Here is a 16,277-nt window from a genome sequence, read left to right as displayed (position 1 = left end):
CTCATGATGAATTAATAGATACGGCCATTCATTTCAAGATTTAGAAAGCCGCGTCGCCTTTGACGCGGCTTTCCAGGTAATGATGTTTTATATCTTGGCTGGGTTGCTTTTAACACTAACCTTTTGACGCTTCTTAAGAAGCAGCCATAGAGGACTTGCGATAAATATGGAGGAGTAGGCTCCAAAGAGCAGCCCGATTACCATAGCAAGCGAGAACATCTTAATGGAGGCTCCTCCTAATATGAGCAGGAAGAATGCAGCGATAAACACCGTGAATGCCGTATAAAGCGAACGCATAAGGGTCTGGGACACACTCTTATTCACGAGTAATTTCAGATCCTCATAAGTTTTCTGTTTGCCAAACCGCAAATTCTCGCGGATACGGTCGAATATAACAATCGTGTCATTAATGGAATAACCGATTATAGTAAGCACCGCTACAATGAAAGTCAGATCAACCTCAAGACGGAAGATGGAAAAGACGGCCACTACCACAAAAGAATCATGGATCAAGGCCACAATAGCCGCCAGGGCAAAACGCCATTCAAAACGGATGCTGACGTAAATAATAATCCCGATACAGGAAATGAGCACCGCATAGATCGCATTTCTCGCCAATTCCTTGGCCATTTCTGTATCAACGGTATTGATTTCGAACGAAGCCTTGTCATCCAGCTTCAGAATTGCGCTTTTCAGCTTCGCATCCGGAATATCAGTAAGAACCTCATCATATCGAATGTTAACCCGTTGATTACCCTGAGTGATGGTTGGTTCACTGTCAATACCAATCCCACTGATTGCAGAGCGGATTTGCTCCACGGTAATATTCTTTGACAATGCTACGTCGACGTTCGAGCCTGCCTTGAAGTCAACGCTATAGTTCAAACCGAATGTTGCCAGAAAAACCAAGCCCATAACCGTTAGCGCGATGGAAAATATATAGAAAAACTTACTCAAATGTACAAAATCAAGCTCTTTCTTAAAGCGCACGGATATCACTCTCCTTAACCCCAAATTGCTTCGGCTTGTTCAGCGTTCCTGCTTTAACAAGAAGATTCAGCAACCAACGGGAGAAGTAAAGGTTCGTAGCGATACTGAGCACAATTTCTACGATCAGAACCAATGCAAAGCCTTTTACCGCGCCGGTACCGAATGCGAACATAACAGCAGCAACGATAATGGTTGTAATATTGGCGTCCATAACGGTGCGGAAAGAGGATTTACTGCCTGCTTTGACCGAAGAGAGGATGCTTTTTCCGCTGCGCATTTCTTCTCTGATCCGTTCATTCGTAATAATATTGGCGTCCACCGCCATCCCTATACCGAGAATAAACGCGGCAATACCAGGAAGTGTCAGTGTGAAATCGGCTATAACGAATACAAGTATCAAAAGCCATGTATGCAATAGTAACGCAAAACTGGCAAGCACACCGGGCAAGCGGTACATGCCGATCATGAAGATCAGAATGATCAGGGAGCCTGCAAGACCCGCTTTTACGGTTTGATCCAGAGATTGTTTACCCAGAGTTGCACCTACACTTTGTGAATACTTTTCGGTAAGCTTCAGAGGAAGTGCTCCGAGATTGATTGTATCGGCAAGGGCGCGAGCTTCATCAACCGTATAATTGCCGGAGATGGATGCACTGCCATCGGTCAGTTCAGCTCTTACCACAGGATCTGATAGTTTAGTTTCATCCAGATAGATCGCAAGGTTCTGGCCGAGCAGCCTCTTAGTAAGCTCTGCGAACTTGGCCTTGTCTTTTACTTTGATGCTGATGACCGGCTGGTTAAGGTTATCCCGTCCGACTTCCGCAGCATTTTCAACAAAGTCACTGCCCACCAGTTCGATCTTGCTGTAGGTTCCGGGTGCGTCGCCTTCGGCAGCACTTCGAAAAGTCAGAACCGCAGGTTCTTTCATCTTCTTACGTACCTCACCCTCGTCAGTGACGCCCGCAATTTTCAGCCGGATGCGGTCCGTGCCTTCCGTAGTCACCTCAGGCTCGCTTGTTCCCATCGCATTGGCACGTTTCTCCAGGCTTTCCGCCGTTTTCAGCAGCGAGGCCGGAGTCACTGCCTGTCCCTGTTGCATCGGCTCTGCTTCATACAAAATTTCAAAGCCGCCCTTCAGATCAAGACCCAGCCGGACTTTGTCCAACAATCCGGGAGTAGTGAATACCATAACGCCCATCAAGACGGCTACGGTAACAATGAAGCTCATAAGTCTTTTCATGCTCTTGCTTGTTCCCCTTTCATAACTCAATATTCCTATTATAGCTACGTGCGAAATGACCGTCAATTCGAGTGAGCATTGACAAAAAAATAAACGGCCGGCACCGCTCAATGAATAAGCATGCCATCCGTTTTCATATTATTCAGTTCAATCCCCGATAAGCGGCAATTGTTAAATAATTCATGTAACTATTGATCTTCAACGAATAAATGTCATTCACCAGTTTGTGTAAAGGAGGCGTTCCGTCTTTGGCGTAATTACGGCTGATGCAGTCCCATATGTCCTTACCGGTTACGTACTCATAGCCGAGGAGCCGGAATTCCTCCGCTTTGCTGCGGCACATGGCTTCGATCTCTCCGCTTAATTTGTCATGGTTCCATTGCTCCGATTCCACGTGATGACACCTCCAAGTACCTCGTATTACGTATGCGTACTGTAAGTATTTCGACTCATGTATCCCTCATACCTTCTTAAGATAGCAAATGTTGTGACATAAGGGAAGCATCATACAGGACAGGACTTGCATATCCATAATAAAGACAAGTTCAATAAAGTCCATTCCATTTTGGAAGAAGGAGTGCCCTTTGAGGAAACAGAGCTTTATTCAAGGAACCTTAATCTTGCTTGCTGCCGGCATACTGAACCGTATGCTGGGCTTTATCCCCCGGATTGCTCTTCCGCGTATCATTGGTGCCGAGGGTGTCGGCCTGTATCAGCTCGGATATCCCTTCTTTCTGGTGCTGGTCACGATTATTACCGGAGGCATACCGCTTGCAATCGCCAAAATGGTAGCTGAAGCGGAAGGGGAACACCGGCCTGAACGTTCGCAGCAGATTTTGAGAACAGGACTTGCCCTGAGCCTCGGTCTTGGCATCCTCTTTACGGCAATCGCACTGATAGGCGCCTCATGGGTTGCTAATGTCCTTTTGACGGACAGCCGTGTTTATTATACATTTGTCGGCATGACTCCGATGATTGGTATCGTGGCCGTTTCAGCGGTGTACCGCGGTTATTTCCAGGGTAAACAAAATATGATACCCTCCGCATTGTCCTCTGTCCTGGAGACGATCATACGCACTTTCTTTATGCTCTGGCTTTCCTGGCTGCTGCTTCCGAAAGGCATAGCTTTTGCGGCTGCGGGAGCTATGCTCGGTGTGACCGTTGGTGAAATTGCCGGTATGCTCGCATTGCTGTGGCAGCATTATGCTATCGGGAAAAGGGACAAGAAGAACGATTCTCCCTTCACCGCAACTGCTGAATCCTCACCTGCAGACGCTTCGGTGCAGCAAGATGTGTCACGGAACAGCTCTTTACTGCACCGATTAATCAGGATATCGATTCCGGTAACTGCAGGAAGGCTCGTAGGGTCCTTCTCCTATTTACTTGAATCGATCATTACTGCCCGCAGCCTTGCCTTTGCCGGAATAGCTACGGCGGCAGCTACCGCTCAATACGGAGCACTGCAAGGAATGGTTATTCCACTGCTTCTTCTTCCGGGAGTGCTGACGTCATCCCTTGCCGTCTCTCTCGTCCCTTCACTCTCGGAGGCTGCTGCACGACAAGATCTGCCGACGATCCATAAACGAATGCATCAGGCACTTCGGCTTGCGTTAGTCTCGGGAGCACCTTTTGCTGTTCTTATGTACATTCTGGCTGATCCCCTGTGCAGCTTGCTGTACGGCAACGCAGCTACAGCTCCGATGCTGCGCCTTATGGCGCCTTTCGCACTCTTTTTGTACGTACAGGCCCCGCTGCAAGCCGCACTGCAGGCTATGGACCGGCCTGGGCGGGCACTACTCAATACCCTGATCGGTGCAATCATTAAAATCCTGCTCATTCTAATTCTGGCATCAAGACCTGAGTATGGAATCTACGGTGCTATTATCGCAATTATTGCCAACAGCATTCTTGTTACCTTACTGCACGGTTATAGTGTAATTTCACAGCTGTCTTTATCGCTGAAGCTGACGGATTTGATCAAGACGGGTGCGGCAATGGTCATTATGGCTGCAGGGCTGCACTTTGTGTACAACTCCGTTCCTGTTTCGGATATCCAGTGGGTTCAATTTATATTTGCTGCCTTCTTAGGTGTAATTATCTATCTTGTTATTTCTTTAATTGCCGGACTTATCTCTCTGCGTGATCTGGAACGTTTGCCCTTTATTAAGCGCTGGCGCTAACATTAATCGGGACGAATGGGATCAACGTAAACGACACCTTTGTGATCTATTGAACACAGAAATACATCACGGAAATCCTGGACACCCTTCTGGCGGATTTGACTTCGCAGCCAGAACCTGTTTTTTCCGATCATCTCCAGATTCGCATTTTGAACCTTGCCGTCCATAATCAAGGGTACCGGTAATCCTTCATACCTGATTCTATTTTGCGACGAAATTTTCATGCTGTTCTCACTTGCTTTTTTGACAGTGCTATCATCAGTATTATGGCAGCTATGCCCCGACTGATTCGAACAGGATTCATCCTTTGACTTTTCAATAACCGTCAGTAGGCCGCTGGTCTCCAATATCGCAAACTCTACATCCGCCGGGCTATTGATATTTTTTCCGCGCAGCTGGAGCAGAAGGTCATCGAGATTATACCTTTGCCTCCCCATTTCTTTACGGTTCAGTTTACCATCAGAGATGAGCACATCGGGCTTTCCGTCAATTAATAACCTAAGCTTTCTGTTCTTCAGACTAAGCTGGGCAATAATCACCTGAATAAATACCAATGTCGCCATTGGCACAATCCCCTCGTAAATCGGGCGTTCAATATCCTCAATAACAAACACGGCAATCTCTGCGATCATGATGGAAATGGTCAGATCAAACACCGACAGCTTCCCGATTTCGCGCTTCCCCATGATCCGCATGCACAAAAATATGAAGAAATACATCAGCATAGTCAGGAAAATGTGTGTGCTAATATGCTTGAACATATTGCTTCGCCCCCTCGGTCTAACCCGCCATGGCCATTTATCAGCGGATGTAACAATGTAGTTCTATTCTGACCGACCTGTTCAGGTAACATTCGGAAGGGAGCTTATTAATTACTGGTAAAACTACAAGCCAGCCTTGTACTAATGGGGCAAGCCACTCCATAGAATGAATAGTAACTGTTGTTTATCAAAAAGGAGGTTGAAGCATGTATATAATCCGGCGCCTGTTCTCATGGAGAATAGCCAATCCTGTGTTATCCGGCATTTGCCGATCTTTCCTTTGGATGCTGCTGGGAGCCTTTATACTTTCATTGCTGTTATGGGGCAGCGGGCTTCAGGAGAAGGATCTTTCGATGTACACCTACATTGTGCATGGGTTGGCTGTTATATTCGGAGGCCTTACCGCAGGCCAAAGAGCAGGACGTAAAGGCTGGTACCAAGGAAGCCTTACAGGCGGATTCTACGGAATCATAATCCTCCTTATCGGCTTTCTGGCCCTCGACAGCGCCCTCTCGGGAGCTGATTTGCTCTGGGTTATGGCCGCTGCAGCCTTGGGAGCGCTCGGAGGAATGTTCGGTGTAAATTTACAAAAAGCTTAAGAGTTTTTATTTCCAAAAATCGAACCGTCTCCCGAAAAATATGATAAACTGTGTTCATCTTATCATTAGTAATCAAGGAGGCTTCGATTCCTTTGCTTTACCAATCCATGAATTATGTTGCTCTTTACACGGTTGTGATCGTAGTGTTGCTTATTTGGATAACTACTCGGCGCAGCCCTATCTTAGCTTTGGTTGAACTTGTAAGGGAATTATTGCGGTCTTATAAGTTTCTGCTGTTGTTTGCGGCAATGTTTGGTGTGCTTGCCCTGAATAAATACGAACTCCAGATTGAGACAAAAATGCAGCTTTCCTCCGACTTCACAGCATTTATGTTTGGACTGGAAGGGCATTTTGTGCAAAGTTTTCAGCAATTGTTCTACAGCCCTTGGCTCACGCCAATTATCGTCTTCTTCTACATCTTCATGCTTCAATCTGTGCTGGCCGCTTCAATTGGCCTATATTTGCTGGAAAACAACCGCCTGATGCTCTATGCTACATGCTATGCCATCATTTTAAACTACACGATTGCCATACCCTTTTATTTATACTTCCCGGTGAATGAGGTCTGGTCTTATCCTCCGGCAGGGGTCAGATTTGTGATGCTGGATGTATTCCCCAGATTTGAGCAGGAATACAGGGCTTTATCCGGTCTTAATAACTGCTTCCCAAGTCTGCATACCTCTATCTCTGTCACGATGGCCCTTTTGGCCTTCCGGTCCGGCAACCGGCGGTGGATGATCATTACCGGCATCAGTGCTATCATGATAGTATTCGGTATTTTCTATCTCGGCATTCATTGGCTGACCGATATGTTAGGCGGCACGCTGCTGGCTATTCTTGCTTCCAGCCTCGGGGTACAACTTTCCAGGCTGACACTCCGCAGCGGAGAGAACGCCATCGCCGTACGAAGCCGCGCATCAAATGGATAACCTGCCATAATAAACTAAAAATCCATCAAAAAAAGCAGCGCTTTCTCTCCTTAAGAGATAAAGACGCTGCTTCTTCCTTACCTGCAGACTAAACGCTTCACTACTCTTTCTCTTCCACATCCGGATTAATGGAGTGACTGATAGAACCGCGATCGAAAGTCAGCTTGGTAACATCATTTACACGAAGAACCACGATATCATCGGAAATTTCCATAATCGTGCCGTGAAGGCCGCCAATTGTGACCACCTTGTCACCCTTTTTCAGAGCTCTAAGCATACCATTACGGGCTTTGGTCTTCTTCTGTTGCGGACGAATCAGCAAGAAGTAGAATACCACAAACATTAGTACAAACGGGCCTACAAGACCCAATATGCTGCTCCCAGACTGGGCAGCTGCTGCAAATTGAAACATATTTCTCCCCCCTTTCAAAGTGCATTTAAAGCACGGATCCAGTACCTAGAAGCCTTTAAGATTATCATATAATCCGTATTGTGCAAAAAACTCATCGCGAAAATCAAGCAGCCGATCTTCCATGATCGCTTCACGCACTTTACGCATTAGCTCCAATAGGAAGTGCAAATTATGGTATGTCGTCAAACGCAATCCGAATGTTTCGTCTGCTTTGATCAGATGGCGCAAATAAGCGCGGGAAAAATTCCGGCAGGTATAGCAATTACACTCCGGATCTAGCGGCCCGAAATCACGGGCGTACTGAGCGTTGCGTACAACGAGTCTTCCCTGACTGGTCATCGTCGTTCCATTGCGGGCAATGCGGGTAGGCAGAACACAGTCGAACATGTCTACACCCCGAATCGATCCTTCAAGCAGTGCATCAGGTGAACCAACGCCCATCAAATAGCGCGGTTTATTCTGCGGCAGCAGCGGAACGGTATAATCCAGCACTTCATACATTAGCTGCTTGGACTCTCCGACGCTGAGCCCCCCAATAGCATACCCCGGGAAATCCATGGAAGTCAAATCAGCCGCGCTTTGGCGGCGTAAATCCTCATGCATGCCTCCCTGAATAATAGCGAACAACCCCTGATCTTCCGGACGGGCATGACTCTTCAGGCAACGCTCAGCCCATCTCGAGGTTCGTTCCAAAGACTTTTTAATGTAATCATATTCTGCTGGAAAGGGAGGACACTCGTCAAAGGCCATCATAATATCAGAACCGAGCGCATTCTGAATTTCCATCGCCACTTCCGGAGAAAGGAACTTCTTGTCGCCATTCAGATGGGAACGGAAGTGAACGCCTTCTTCCGTAATCTTGCGCATATCGCTTAACGAGAAGACTTGAAACCCGCCGCTGTCAGTCAGAATGGGACGGTCCCAGTTCATGAATTTATGAAGCCCGCCGGCTTCACGGATAATATCATGCCCCGGACGCAGAAACAGATGGTACGTATTGCTCAAAATAATATGAGCATCCATTTCCTTCAGTTCTTCAGGGCTCATTGTTTTGACTGTGGCAAGTGTGCCGACAGGCATAAAAGCTGGTGTCTCAATAACACCATGAGGAGTATGGACTCTGCCGAGTCTGGCTCCGGATTGTTTGCACGTTTTGATGTGCTCATAAGTAATTGCTGCCATTAGTTTATACCATCCTCTTACTTAATAAATGAACATTGCATCGCCAAAGCTGAAGAAGCGGTATTCCTCCGCTATTGCTTCTTTGTAGGCGTTAAGAATATGATCCCGGCCGGCTAGAGCACTGACCAGCATAACCAGTGTGGATTTAGGCAGGTGAAAGTTCGTAATCAGCGCGTTAACTACTTTAAATTGATAACCCGGATATATAAAAATATCCGTCCAGCCGCTGCATTCCTTCAGCGGACCGCCTTCACACAAGTTACCGGCAGTCTCCAGGGTGCGGCAAGAGGTCGTTCCTACGGCTATGATCCGTCCACCCCTGTCTCTGGCAGCATTCAGCGTATCTGCGGTTTCCTTGGACAAACTGAAGTACTCGGCATGCATCACATGCTTTTCAACCCGCTCAACCGACATGGGACGGAACGTACCCAGCCCAACATGGAGTGTAATATAGGCTATACTTACACCTTTAGCAGAAATCTGCTCCAGAAGTTCTTTGGTAAAATGCAGTCCTGCTGTAGGGGCCGCTGCCGAACCGTCATGGCGGGCATACACTGTCTGATAACGCTCACGGTCATCCAGTGTCTCTTTAATATAGGGGGGAAGCGGCATTGTTCCCAGCCTGTCCAAAATTTCCTGGAAAATACCCTTATAAATAAAACGCAGGGTCCTGCCGCCCATATCCTCTTCTTCTTCAATAACAGCGCGCAATTCCCCACTGAAGACGATAACAGCGCCTGTCTTCAGCTTTTTTCCCGGCTTCACAAGAGCCTCCCAGCGATCCTCACCAAGACTCTTCAGAAGCAGAACCTCCGCCTTCGCTCCGGTATCCTCTTTTAATCCAAAGAGTCGCGCAGGAATAACTCTCGTATCATTCAGTACGAGAGTGTCTCCTGCCTGTAAAGCATCTACAATATCTGTAAAATGACGGTGAGCCAGGTTGCCGTTCTGCCGATTCACCGTCAACAGCCGGGAGGCGCTTCGATCTTGAAGTGGAGTCTGTGCGATCAGTTCCTCCGGCAAATGAAAATCATAGGCATCTACATTCATTGTTAGTATTCATTCCTTAACTATAGTAACGTTGCGGTAATAGTGTTGCAAAATTTGTCTGTAATCATACCCGCTGTCAGCCATGCCTTTCACACCCCATTGGGACATGCCAAGTCCATGACCAAAGCCCCTGCCGATAAACAGGAAGCCAGGATTGCTGCTAATTACTCTGGCCGCGGAATCTCCGCCCATAATCACGGTTCCGCTCCCGTTAACGTTTACCTTACCCGACGCAGAGAGCACCCCTGCGTTCTGAGAACTGGAAACCGTTGCGGTAGAGCCGTCAGCGCCTAGTACAGTATAACTGGCGGAAGGCACAATATCAAACAATGTGCTGGGTAATCCGTTAAAAGCCGAACGGAATAAATCCGGATATTTCACATTCAGGATTCCGCCGTTGGCCTTGACTTGAACAGCCCTTCCTGATGGCCCACGCTGTGTAACCTGCAGACTTATAATAGAGGAAGGAAGTGTACCGCTCGTTTTTCCTTGAAGACTTTTTAAAAGCTCTGTTGAAGTATAAGGCCCCCTAATCCAGCTGTAGCTGCCGGATTCCAGCACCTTATTCAGCACAACTGCGTTCTCGCCAGGGTTCAGCTTACCGACCGGATTGACATCGCTCTGGATAATCGGTAGCAGACGCACATTCACACCCTGGGTTGTTGCAGTTAGCAACTCAAGTCCTCCGGAAGTCTTTGCGCCTGTTAATTTAACATTATCTTCCCGCGCATAACCAACCGTGCCATCCTGCAGCATTATATTATACCAGTATTTCGAGGTGGCAGCAGCCGAGATATCCGTAGGGCTTGCCACACTTCCGAACGCATTCCCGCCATTCCCCCACACTTCAGAGGGATCTGCAGTAAAACCGCCGCTGTTGGAGGAAAATACCGCCTCGACGATCTTGCCGCCGCTCATCAGAACTTCACCCGCAGTAGCATCAACAGCTTTGGTTATAACCGGAGCCTCAGCTCCAATGCCGTTATAAACCTGACTTAAGGTCGTATCGACCACGTTGGCTACATCAAAGCGATTTCCTTGGGACCGTGCATAGCTTCGGGCAGCTACTGCCTGGGCCTTAAGCGCTTCAGCGGCCCATCCCGAGGATACCTCGCCGCCGACGACAGAATACAAATATTTCTCCAGCGGCACTTCATTGATCACAGCTAGAGATCCATTCAATCCGCTAAGCTCCAGATCTCCACGGTACTTCCGTTTCGATCTTTCCGTAAGCTGAATTCCGGCATCATTGCCGGCAGCAACAAATGTATTCCCGTTTCCGGATACCATGTAATGGGGGGCTTGTCCTTCGGTTTCCAAGTCCATTCCCGCATCCGTGCGGAGAATTAATCCGCCTGAGGATACTGTGCTTGGCGATAACGTAAGCTGAGGCAGGGTTTGCGCCACTAACGTCTGAAGAGTAATCAATTCACTGTCACTTGCAGCTTCGCCGATCCAAACCTCATATCTCATACTGCCATCTGCGGGGAGAATAACAGTCCATGCATCAAAACCGGAGGCTGTAATGCTGTCCCGGACAGAATCTGATTCCTGCTGGGTAGGATATGATCCTGTTGTAAGATGTTTGCTTCCTTTTACAGCAGGAACTTGTCCTTCAGGAAATATGATTCCTGATTTACTTATCCGGCTCGCGGCATCCTTCGCAGCGTTCTCGCTGGCGTACATGCCCGTATAAAGCTGATAGAGATTTGCGCCTTTATTGGATGCCAGGAACAACAGCGGCTTATCAGTGGTCGCCTGCAGTTTTTTGGCTGCATCTGCTGCCTTTTTCCAGGAAGAAGTTTCCAGCACCTTCACCCGATAGCTGTCAAAACTGACGCGCACAACGCTTTTGGCTGGAACGGATACCAGCGGGGCGCCGGAACCATTTGGAGACAGAATACCCCAGTCCTGAGTGGACTGCAGGGATACCGCTGGTACGGTAGACTTATATTTACTTCCGATATCAGCAAAAATAGCCACTCGTATCGTGGCATTAGAGTCGGCATGACTATTTCCAGAGGGAATCAGAAAGCTTCCCACAGCCAGCGCAGCTGCCAACAACCCTTTGCCTGGCCCGATCAACCCTTTCCATATCCACCTTGTAGATTTCATCCTGCATCCTCCTTCATAAATGTAGTTGATTCAGGTCTGCTGCGGAGGGATCGGAATGCCTAAGTGATGATAGGCTGCCGGGGTTACGATCCGTCCGCGCGAAGTTCTCTGCAGGAAACCAATTTGCAGCAAATAAGGCTCATACACATCTTCAATGGTTTGGCTCTCCTCGCCCACAGTTGCGGCAATGGTATCCAGTCCTACTGGGCCGCCACGAAAGCTTGTAATCATGGAATGCAGCATTTTGTGGTCAATGCTGTCAAGTCCTCGCGGATCAACCTGAAGCATCCTGAGGGCTTCACCGGCAATTTCAGGGGTTATAATTCCATCGCCACGGACCTGGGCAAAATCACGTACCCGCTTCAGCAAACGGTTTGCAATCCGCGGAGTCCCCCGTGAACGCAAAGCAACCTCTTCAGCGGCATCACCCAGGATTTCAATTCCCAGAAGATCAGCATTGCGCGATACTATGAAGCTAAGTTCATCAATTGTATAGAATTCCAAACGGCTGACAACACCGAAACGGTCGCGCAGCGGTGCTGACAGCAGCCCGGCCCGGGTCGTAGCTCCAATCAGCGTGAACGGCGGCAGATCAAGCCTCACCGAGCGGGCGCTGGGACCTTTACCAATCATAATATCCAGTGCGAAATCCTCCATTGCCGGATACAGAACCTCTTCAACCGTCCGGTGCAGGCGGTGAATCTCGTCAATGAACAGCACATCCCCCTCCTGAAGATTGGTCAGGAGTGCCGCCAAGTCGCCCGGCCGCTCGATGGCAGGTCCTGAGGTTGTCCGAAGATTGACACCCAGCTCGTTGGCGATAATATTCGCCAGCGTTGTTTTACCGAGTCCCGGGGGCCCGTACAGCAGCACATGATCCAGCGCCTCGCTTCTCATTTTTGCTGCTTCTATATATATTTTCAGGTTCTCTTTAACCTGATTCTGTCCGATGTACTCCCCTAGAAAACGGGGACGCAGACTAAGCTCTACCGCCTGCTCACCCATCATTAAGTTTGCGGATATAATCCGGTCATCCATAATTTCAACACTCCTATTCCTAAAGGCATTCTCGAAGGCTTATTTAGCTACATACAGAAGCTTAAGCGCCTTTTTCATCAGCACGTCAACAGACCCTGTCTCTGCTCCCTCTTGCTTCAGCGTGAGCCATACACGATCCAGCTCACTCTCAGTGTAGCCCAGCGCTTTCAGTCCGTCTCTGGCCTCCTGCCAAGGCAGAACGCCGGCATCCGCCTCCTGATTCACCGCAAACAGACCGGTTTGCATGGATGCCGTGCCGAGGCCCTCCAGCTTGTCCTTCAAATCCAGAATCATCCGCTGCGCTGTCTTTTTGCCGATACCCGGCAATTTCATAAGAAAGGTTATATTCTCCTGGTAAATCGCCGAGATCACATGATCCGGAGTTCCTCCCGTCAAGATACCCAGAGCCACCCGGGGACCGATCCCCGAAACCTCAATCAGCTTACGGAATAATCTCTGCTCCTCACGGGTAGGGAACCCAAACAGCAGCGTGGCATCCTCCCTAGTCTGGTAATGAATGTATATCGTTACGGGTCCATTTACCTTGGCAAAAGCATACGGATTCGGGCAAAACACCCGGTAACCTACGCCCTGCACATCCAGGACCACATATTCCGACTCTAAATGAACCACAGGACCTCTTAAGAAATCTATCATTTTCGCAATACCTCGTTTAATTTGGAATTAAGACTATAGGAATGGGCATGACATACCGCAATCGCCAAGGCGTCCGCTACATCATCCGGCTTAGGGATCGCAGACAATTTCAGCAGCATCTTAATCATTTCCTGCACCTGCCGCTTCTCTGCCTTGCCATAACCGACAACAGCCTGCTTCACCTGCATCGGCGTATATTCCGCTACCGGAAGACCGCGCTGTACTGCGGCCAGAATCATCACCCCGCGCGCTTGCGCAACCGGCAATGCTGTCGTAACGTTACGACTAAAAAACAGCTTTTCCAATGCCACCGTATCCGGTTTATATTTATCAATCAGCTGAACCATGCCCTCATAGACATGAAGCAGACGTTCTTCCTCTGGTGTATGGGCCTCAGTCTGAATACAGCCATATTGAACAGGCGTCAGTTTATTGCCCTCCTTGTCCACAAAGCCGAAACCAACAATCGCCAGCCCCGGATCAATCCCAAGAATGCGCAAATCTATCTCTCCTCTATTTAAAGCGAACATATGTATTCCTTCTTATCATTATAGCAAAAATAGCCCCCTCGGGATAAAAAAGTTTGCAATTGCGGATAAAAGAGTACTTTGGTACTGCAGCCTCCCGGACGCAAAAAAAAGATTCCCGGTGCATTGGCATCGGAAACCTTTTTATACTTCCTGTATCATTCCTTACTCTTCATAACCTGTTCCGCAGTATCCCGCGCATAGTCACTGAAAGTCGATAACACACTGTTGTACTCTTCGATATCCTGAATCCGGATTCCATCCTGAAGCTGCTTCCAGATATTCTCTGGCAAAGAAGACTTCATGGAGCGCATATCCATTTGAAAAAAAGTCTTCATAACCTCCTCCTGCTCCGGAGGCCCCTTGAACAAGGTTAGATTCCCCTGCTCATCTACACCAATGTAAGAATCTTTTTTAGAGGCGGGTGACAGATCATCCACTTTTTTTTCAAGCCAGAGATCACCTGAAGAACTAATCCAGCCATGCCAGGCAGGGTGCTTAGCGATGACTTCTTTAAGCTGAACGGGATTCCTTGCTCCGGATAAAGTCTGTACTTCTTCTCCGCTAACATAAACTATTTTCAGATGAACCGTTCTGCTAACCCCGCTTTGCGCGATCTTCTTCAGCAGCTGTTCATGCGATATAGCCAGGGACTCTGCCTCTTTGCCGAACTCTCCTTCGTTCCAAACGGCTGCGGCCGCTTCATTTGCAGCATGATCTTCATTCTGCGCAGAGATGCGCAAACTGTTAAGTGTTTCAGTCACAGAAAGAGTCGAATGGGTCAACAGTCCGCTAATGGTTTCCGGCACCCGCATTCCCCCCAAAGCCAGTACCGTCAAGGCTGCACAAGCGGCTCCCACCCAAAGCGCCTTTTTCCAACGTCTCCATCGCCGCCAAAGTTGTTTTTTTAAGCGAAAAGCGTTCACGTTAATCCCTTCATTCTACTTTTTTCCTATTGTGACCTGTGAAGGGAGCATTTATGCGTTGTTTATTAAATTAACATCCTTTTATCCGAATATCCCTACTCATTCACTTCAATAAATGTTTCGTGTATAATTTAGTCGTGACAGCGCCCGGAATATTCACCATAATGACCTGCGCCTCCGACGGGCTGCTTCTCAAGTATTTAGTGATTTCTGCTCCGTATTATAAAACAAAGGGGATTCTCTTAATGATTATTCATCCAAAAACACGCAGCTTTATTTGTACAACAGCCCATCCTGAAGGATGCGCCAAGCAAATAGAGAAACAAATTGAATTTGTAAAAGCTCAAAAGAAATTTGAAGGTCCGGCTAATGTGCTTGTGATCGGCGCTTCGACAGGGTACGGGCTCGCATCACGCATTGCTGCTGCTTTTGGCGCAGGTGCGAATACGATCGGAGTTTTCTTCGACAGACCAGCTGAAAGCACACGTACGGCAACTGCAGGTTGGTACAATACAGCTGCGTTTGAACAAGAAGCCGCGCAGCACGGTCTTAAATCCTTTAGCATTGTCGGTGATGCTTTCTCGGATGGCATCAAAGCCAAAACAATTGAACTTATTAAAGCCGAATTTGGCACCGTAGATTTAGTCGTGTATAGTTTGGCATCACCCCGCCGCACCCATCCTGTAACAGGAGAAACCTTTTCTTCAGTGATCAAGCCGATAGGCCCTGCTTATACGAACAAAACACTTAACTTTCACACCGGAGAAGTTTCCTTAACCAGCATTGAACCAGCTAACGAGGAAGAAATACGTCAAACGGTAGCGGTTATGGGAGGCGAAGACTGGCGTTTGTGGATTCAGCAGCTTTCCGAGGCCGGTGTCCTTGCACATGGAGTCACAACAGTCGCTTACTCCTACGTAGGTCCAAAAGTTACCCAGCCCATTTATCGCGAAGGAACGATCGGTAAAGCGAAAAACGATCTGGAACAGACGGCTGGCCAGCTGAACGAACTGCTTGATTCACAAGGTGGACGTGCATATGTATCGGTTAACAAAGCCCTGGTAACACAATCCAGTTCGGCTATCCCTGTTGTTCCGCTATACATATCCGCCCTGTATAAAGTAATGAAGGAAAAAGGACTGCATGAGAACTGCATTGAACAAATGTACCGCTTATTCTCCGAACGTTTATATGGTGAGGGCGAGACTGCGGTGGACGAAAAAGGACTAATCCGGATTGATGATTGGGAAATGCGGGAGGATGTTCAGTCCGAAGTTATGAAGCGGTGGCTTGACCTGGATACCGACAATGTAACAAGTCTGGCGGATCTGGCTGGCTATCAGGAGGATTTCTTTCAGCTGTTTGGCTTTCAAACGGAAGGTGTAGATTACGATGCTGATGTGGAGCCTGAGGTAGATATTCCTAATTTGTACTAGTTGACACTGCAAATCTAACAATAAAGAATCCATGTCACCCTTGTCAAAAAAAATAGGCTTATAAAACCGCCAGTACAGCGATCTTATAAACCTATTTGTGTATACCGGCGAGAGGACTCGAACCTCCACGGTTTCCCTCTCGATTTTGAGTCGCACCTGCTATCCAGTCGGTAGCGGAAAACAAGTCCAAGAAGAGGAATCTAAAACCCGCGAAAAGCCTTGTAGAATCAAGGTT

Annotated in this window: 16 protein-coding genes; 4 read left to right on the top strand and 12 right to left on the bottom strand. The window is 48.1% G+C overall.

The genetic code is table 11. The features are described 5' to 3' along the window. Positions 1–87: 87 nt before the first annotated feature. From secF to PaeBR_RS08265, 3 genes are all read right to left on the bottom strand, one after another. The gene (gene secF / locus PaeBR_RS08275) at positions 88–990 is read right to left on the bottom strand and encodes a protein translocase subunit SecF (RefSeq protein WP_410514362.1); all 903 of its coding nucleotides are present in this window, start codon (positions 988–990) and stop codon (positions 88–90) included. Then, positions 980–2,230: a protein translocase subunit SecD gene (gene secD / locus PaeBR_RS08270; protein WP_410514361.1), complete on the bottom strand. Its 1,251-nt coding sequence runs from the start codon at positions 2,228–2,230 to the stop codon at positions 980–982. Before secD ends, secF begins: the two co-directional genes overlap by 11 nt. A 142-nt stretch (positions 2,231–2,372) precedes the next feature. Then, positions 2,373–2,624 (bottom strand): post-transcriptional regulator, encoded by a 252-nt coding sequence (locus tag PaeBR_RS08265; protein WP_410514360.1) that lies wholly within the window; start codon positions 2,622–2,624, stop codon positions 2,373–2,375. A gap of 190 nt (positions 2,625–2,814) precedes the next feature. On the opposite strand from PaeBR_RS08265, the gene spoVB reads away from it, so the two are divergent. Next, complete coding sequence (spoVB, locus tag PaeBR_RS08260) at positions 2,815–4,410, top strand: stage V sporulation protein B (protein WP_410514359.1); 1,596 nt, start codon at positions 2,815–2,817, stop codon at positions 4,408–4,410. Between the two features lie 2 nt (positions 4,411–4,412). Here spoVB and PaeBR_RS08255 read toward each other — a convergent pair whose 3' ends face one another. Next, entirely contained in the window at positions 4,413–5,171 is a 759-nt protein-coding gene (locus tag PaeBR_RS08255; protein WP_410514358.1) for a YetF domain-containing protein, read from the bottom strand. Positions 5,172–5,377: 206 nt separating this feature from the next. Here PaeBR_RS08255 and PaeBR_RS08250 point away from each other — a divergent pair, with 206 nt between their 5' ends. Both PaeBR_RS08250 and PaeBR_RS08245 read left to right on the top strand, forming a co-directional pair. After that, positions 5,378–5,770 (top strand): TIGR04086 family membrane protein, encoded by a 393-nt coding sequence (locus PaeBR_RS08250; RefSeq protein WP_410514357.1) that lies wholly within the window; start codon positions 5,378–5,380, stop codon positions 5,768–5,770. 92 nt (positions 5,771–5,862) lie between these two features. Beyond that, positions 5,863–6,699: a phosphatase PAP2 family protein gene (locus PaeBR_RS08245; RefSeq protein ID WP_410514356.1), complete on the top strand. Its 837-nt coding sequence runs from the start codon at positions 5,863–5,865 to the stop codon at positions 6,697–6,699. Positions 6,700–6,799: 100 nt separating this feature from the next. On the opposite strand, the gene yajC is transcribed toward PaeBR_RS08245, so the two are convergent. From yajC to PaeBR_RS08205, 8 genes are all read right to left on the bottom strand, one after another. Next, positions 6,800–7,111, bottom strand: coding sequence for a preprotein translocase subunit YajC (gene yajC, locus PaeBR_RS08240; RefSeq protein ID WP_410514355.1), 312 nt, complete (start codon positions 7,109–7,111; stop codon positions 6,800–6,802). A gap of 45 nt (positions 7,112–7,156) precedes the next feature. Further along, the gene (gene tgt, locus PaeBR_RS08235; protein WP_410514354.1) at positions 7,157–8,293 is read right to left on the bottom strand and encodes a tRNA guanosine(34) transglycosylase Tgt; all 1,137 of its coding nucleotides are present in this window, start codon (positions 8,291–8,293) and stop codon (positions 7,157–7,159) included. Between the two features lie 21 nt (positions 8,294–8,314). Next, complete coding sequence (gene queA, locus PaeBR_RS08230; protein WP_410514353.1) at positions 8,315–9,343, bottom strand: tRNA preQ1(34) S-adenosylmethionine ribosyltransferase-isomerase QueA; 1,029 nt, start codon at positions 9,341–9,343, stop codon at positions 8,315–8,317. Between the two features lie 9 nt (positions 9,344–9,352). Then, positions 9,353–11,458: a SpoIID/LytB domain-containing protein gene (locus PaeBR_RS08225; protein ID WP_410514352.1), complete on the bottom strand. Its 2,106-nt coding sequence runs from the start codon at positions 11,456–11,458 to the stop codon at positions 9,353–9,355. 30 nt (positions 11,459–11,488) lie between these two features. After that, a complete protein-coding gene (gene ruvB / locus PaeBR_RS08220; protein WP_410514351.1) occupies positions 11,489–12,496 on the bottom strand; it encodes a Holliday junction branch migration DNA helicase RuvB in 1,008 nt (335 codons plus the stop codon). Between the two features lie 39 nt (positions 12,497–12,535). Beyond that, entirely contained in the window at positions 12,536–13,153 is a 618-nt protein-coding gene (gene ruvA / locus PaeBR_RS08215; protein WP_410514350.1) for a Holliday junction branch migration protein RuvA, read from the bottom strand. Continuing rightward, the gene (ruvC, locus tag PaeBR_RS08210) at positions 13,150–13,653 is read right to left on the bottom strand and encodes a crossover junction endodeoxyribonuclease RuvC (RefSeq protein WP_410515118.1); all 504 of its coding nucleotides are present in this window, start codon (positions 13,651–13,653) and stop codon (positions 13,150–13,152) included. The genes ruvA and ruvC overlap by 4 nt, the downstream gene beginning before the upstream one ends. A 185-nt stretch (positions 13,654–13,838) precedes the next feature. After that, a complete protein-coding gene (locus tag PaeBR_RS08205; protein WP_410514349.1) occupies positions 13,839–14,606 on the bottom strand; it encodes a BofC C-terminal domain-containing protein in 768 nt (255 codons plus the stop codon). A gap of 245 nt (positions 14,607–14,851) precedes the next feature. Here PaeBR_RS08205 and fabV point away from each other — a divergent pair, with 245 nt between their 5' ends. Further along, positions 14,852–16,042 carry an enoyl-ACP reductase FabV gene (gene fabV, locus PaeBR_RS08200; RefSeq protein ID WP_410514348.1) on the top strand — a complete coding sequence of 397 codons (1,191 nt, stop codon included), beginning with the start codon at positions 14,852–14,854 and terminating at the stop codon, positions 16,040–16,042. Positions 16,043–16,277: the final 235 nt, after the last annotated feature.

This window comes from Paenibacillus sp. BR2-3, assembly GCF_046529485.1.
GTDB lineage: Bacteria > Bacillota > Bacilli > Paenibacillales > Paenibacillaceae > Paenibacillus_AQ.
This window is presented reverse-complemented; position numbering and strand designations above follow the sequence as displayed.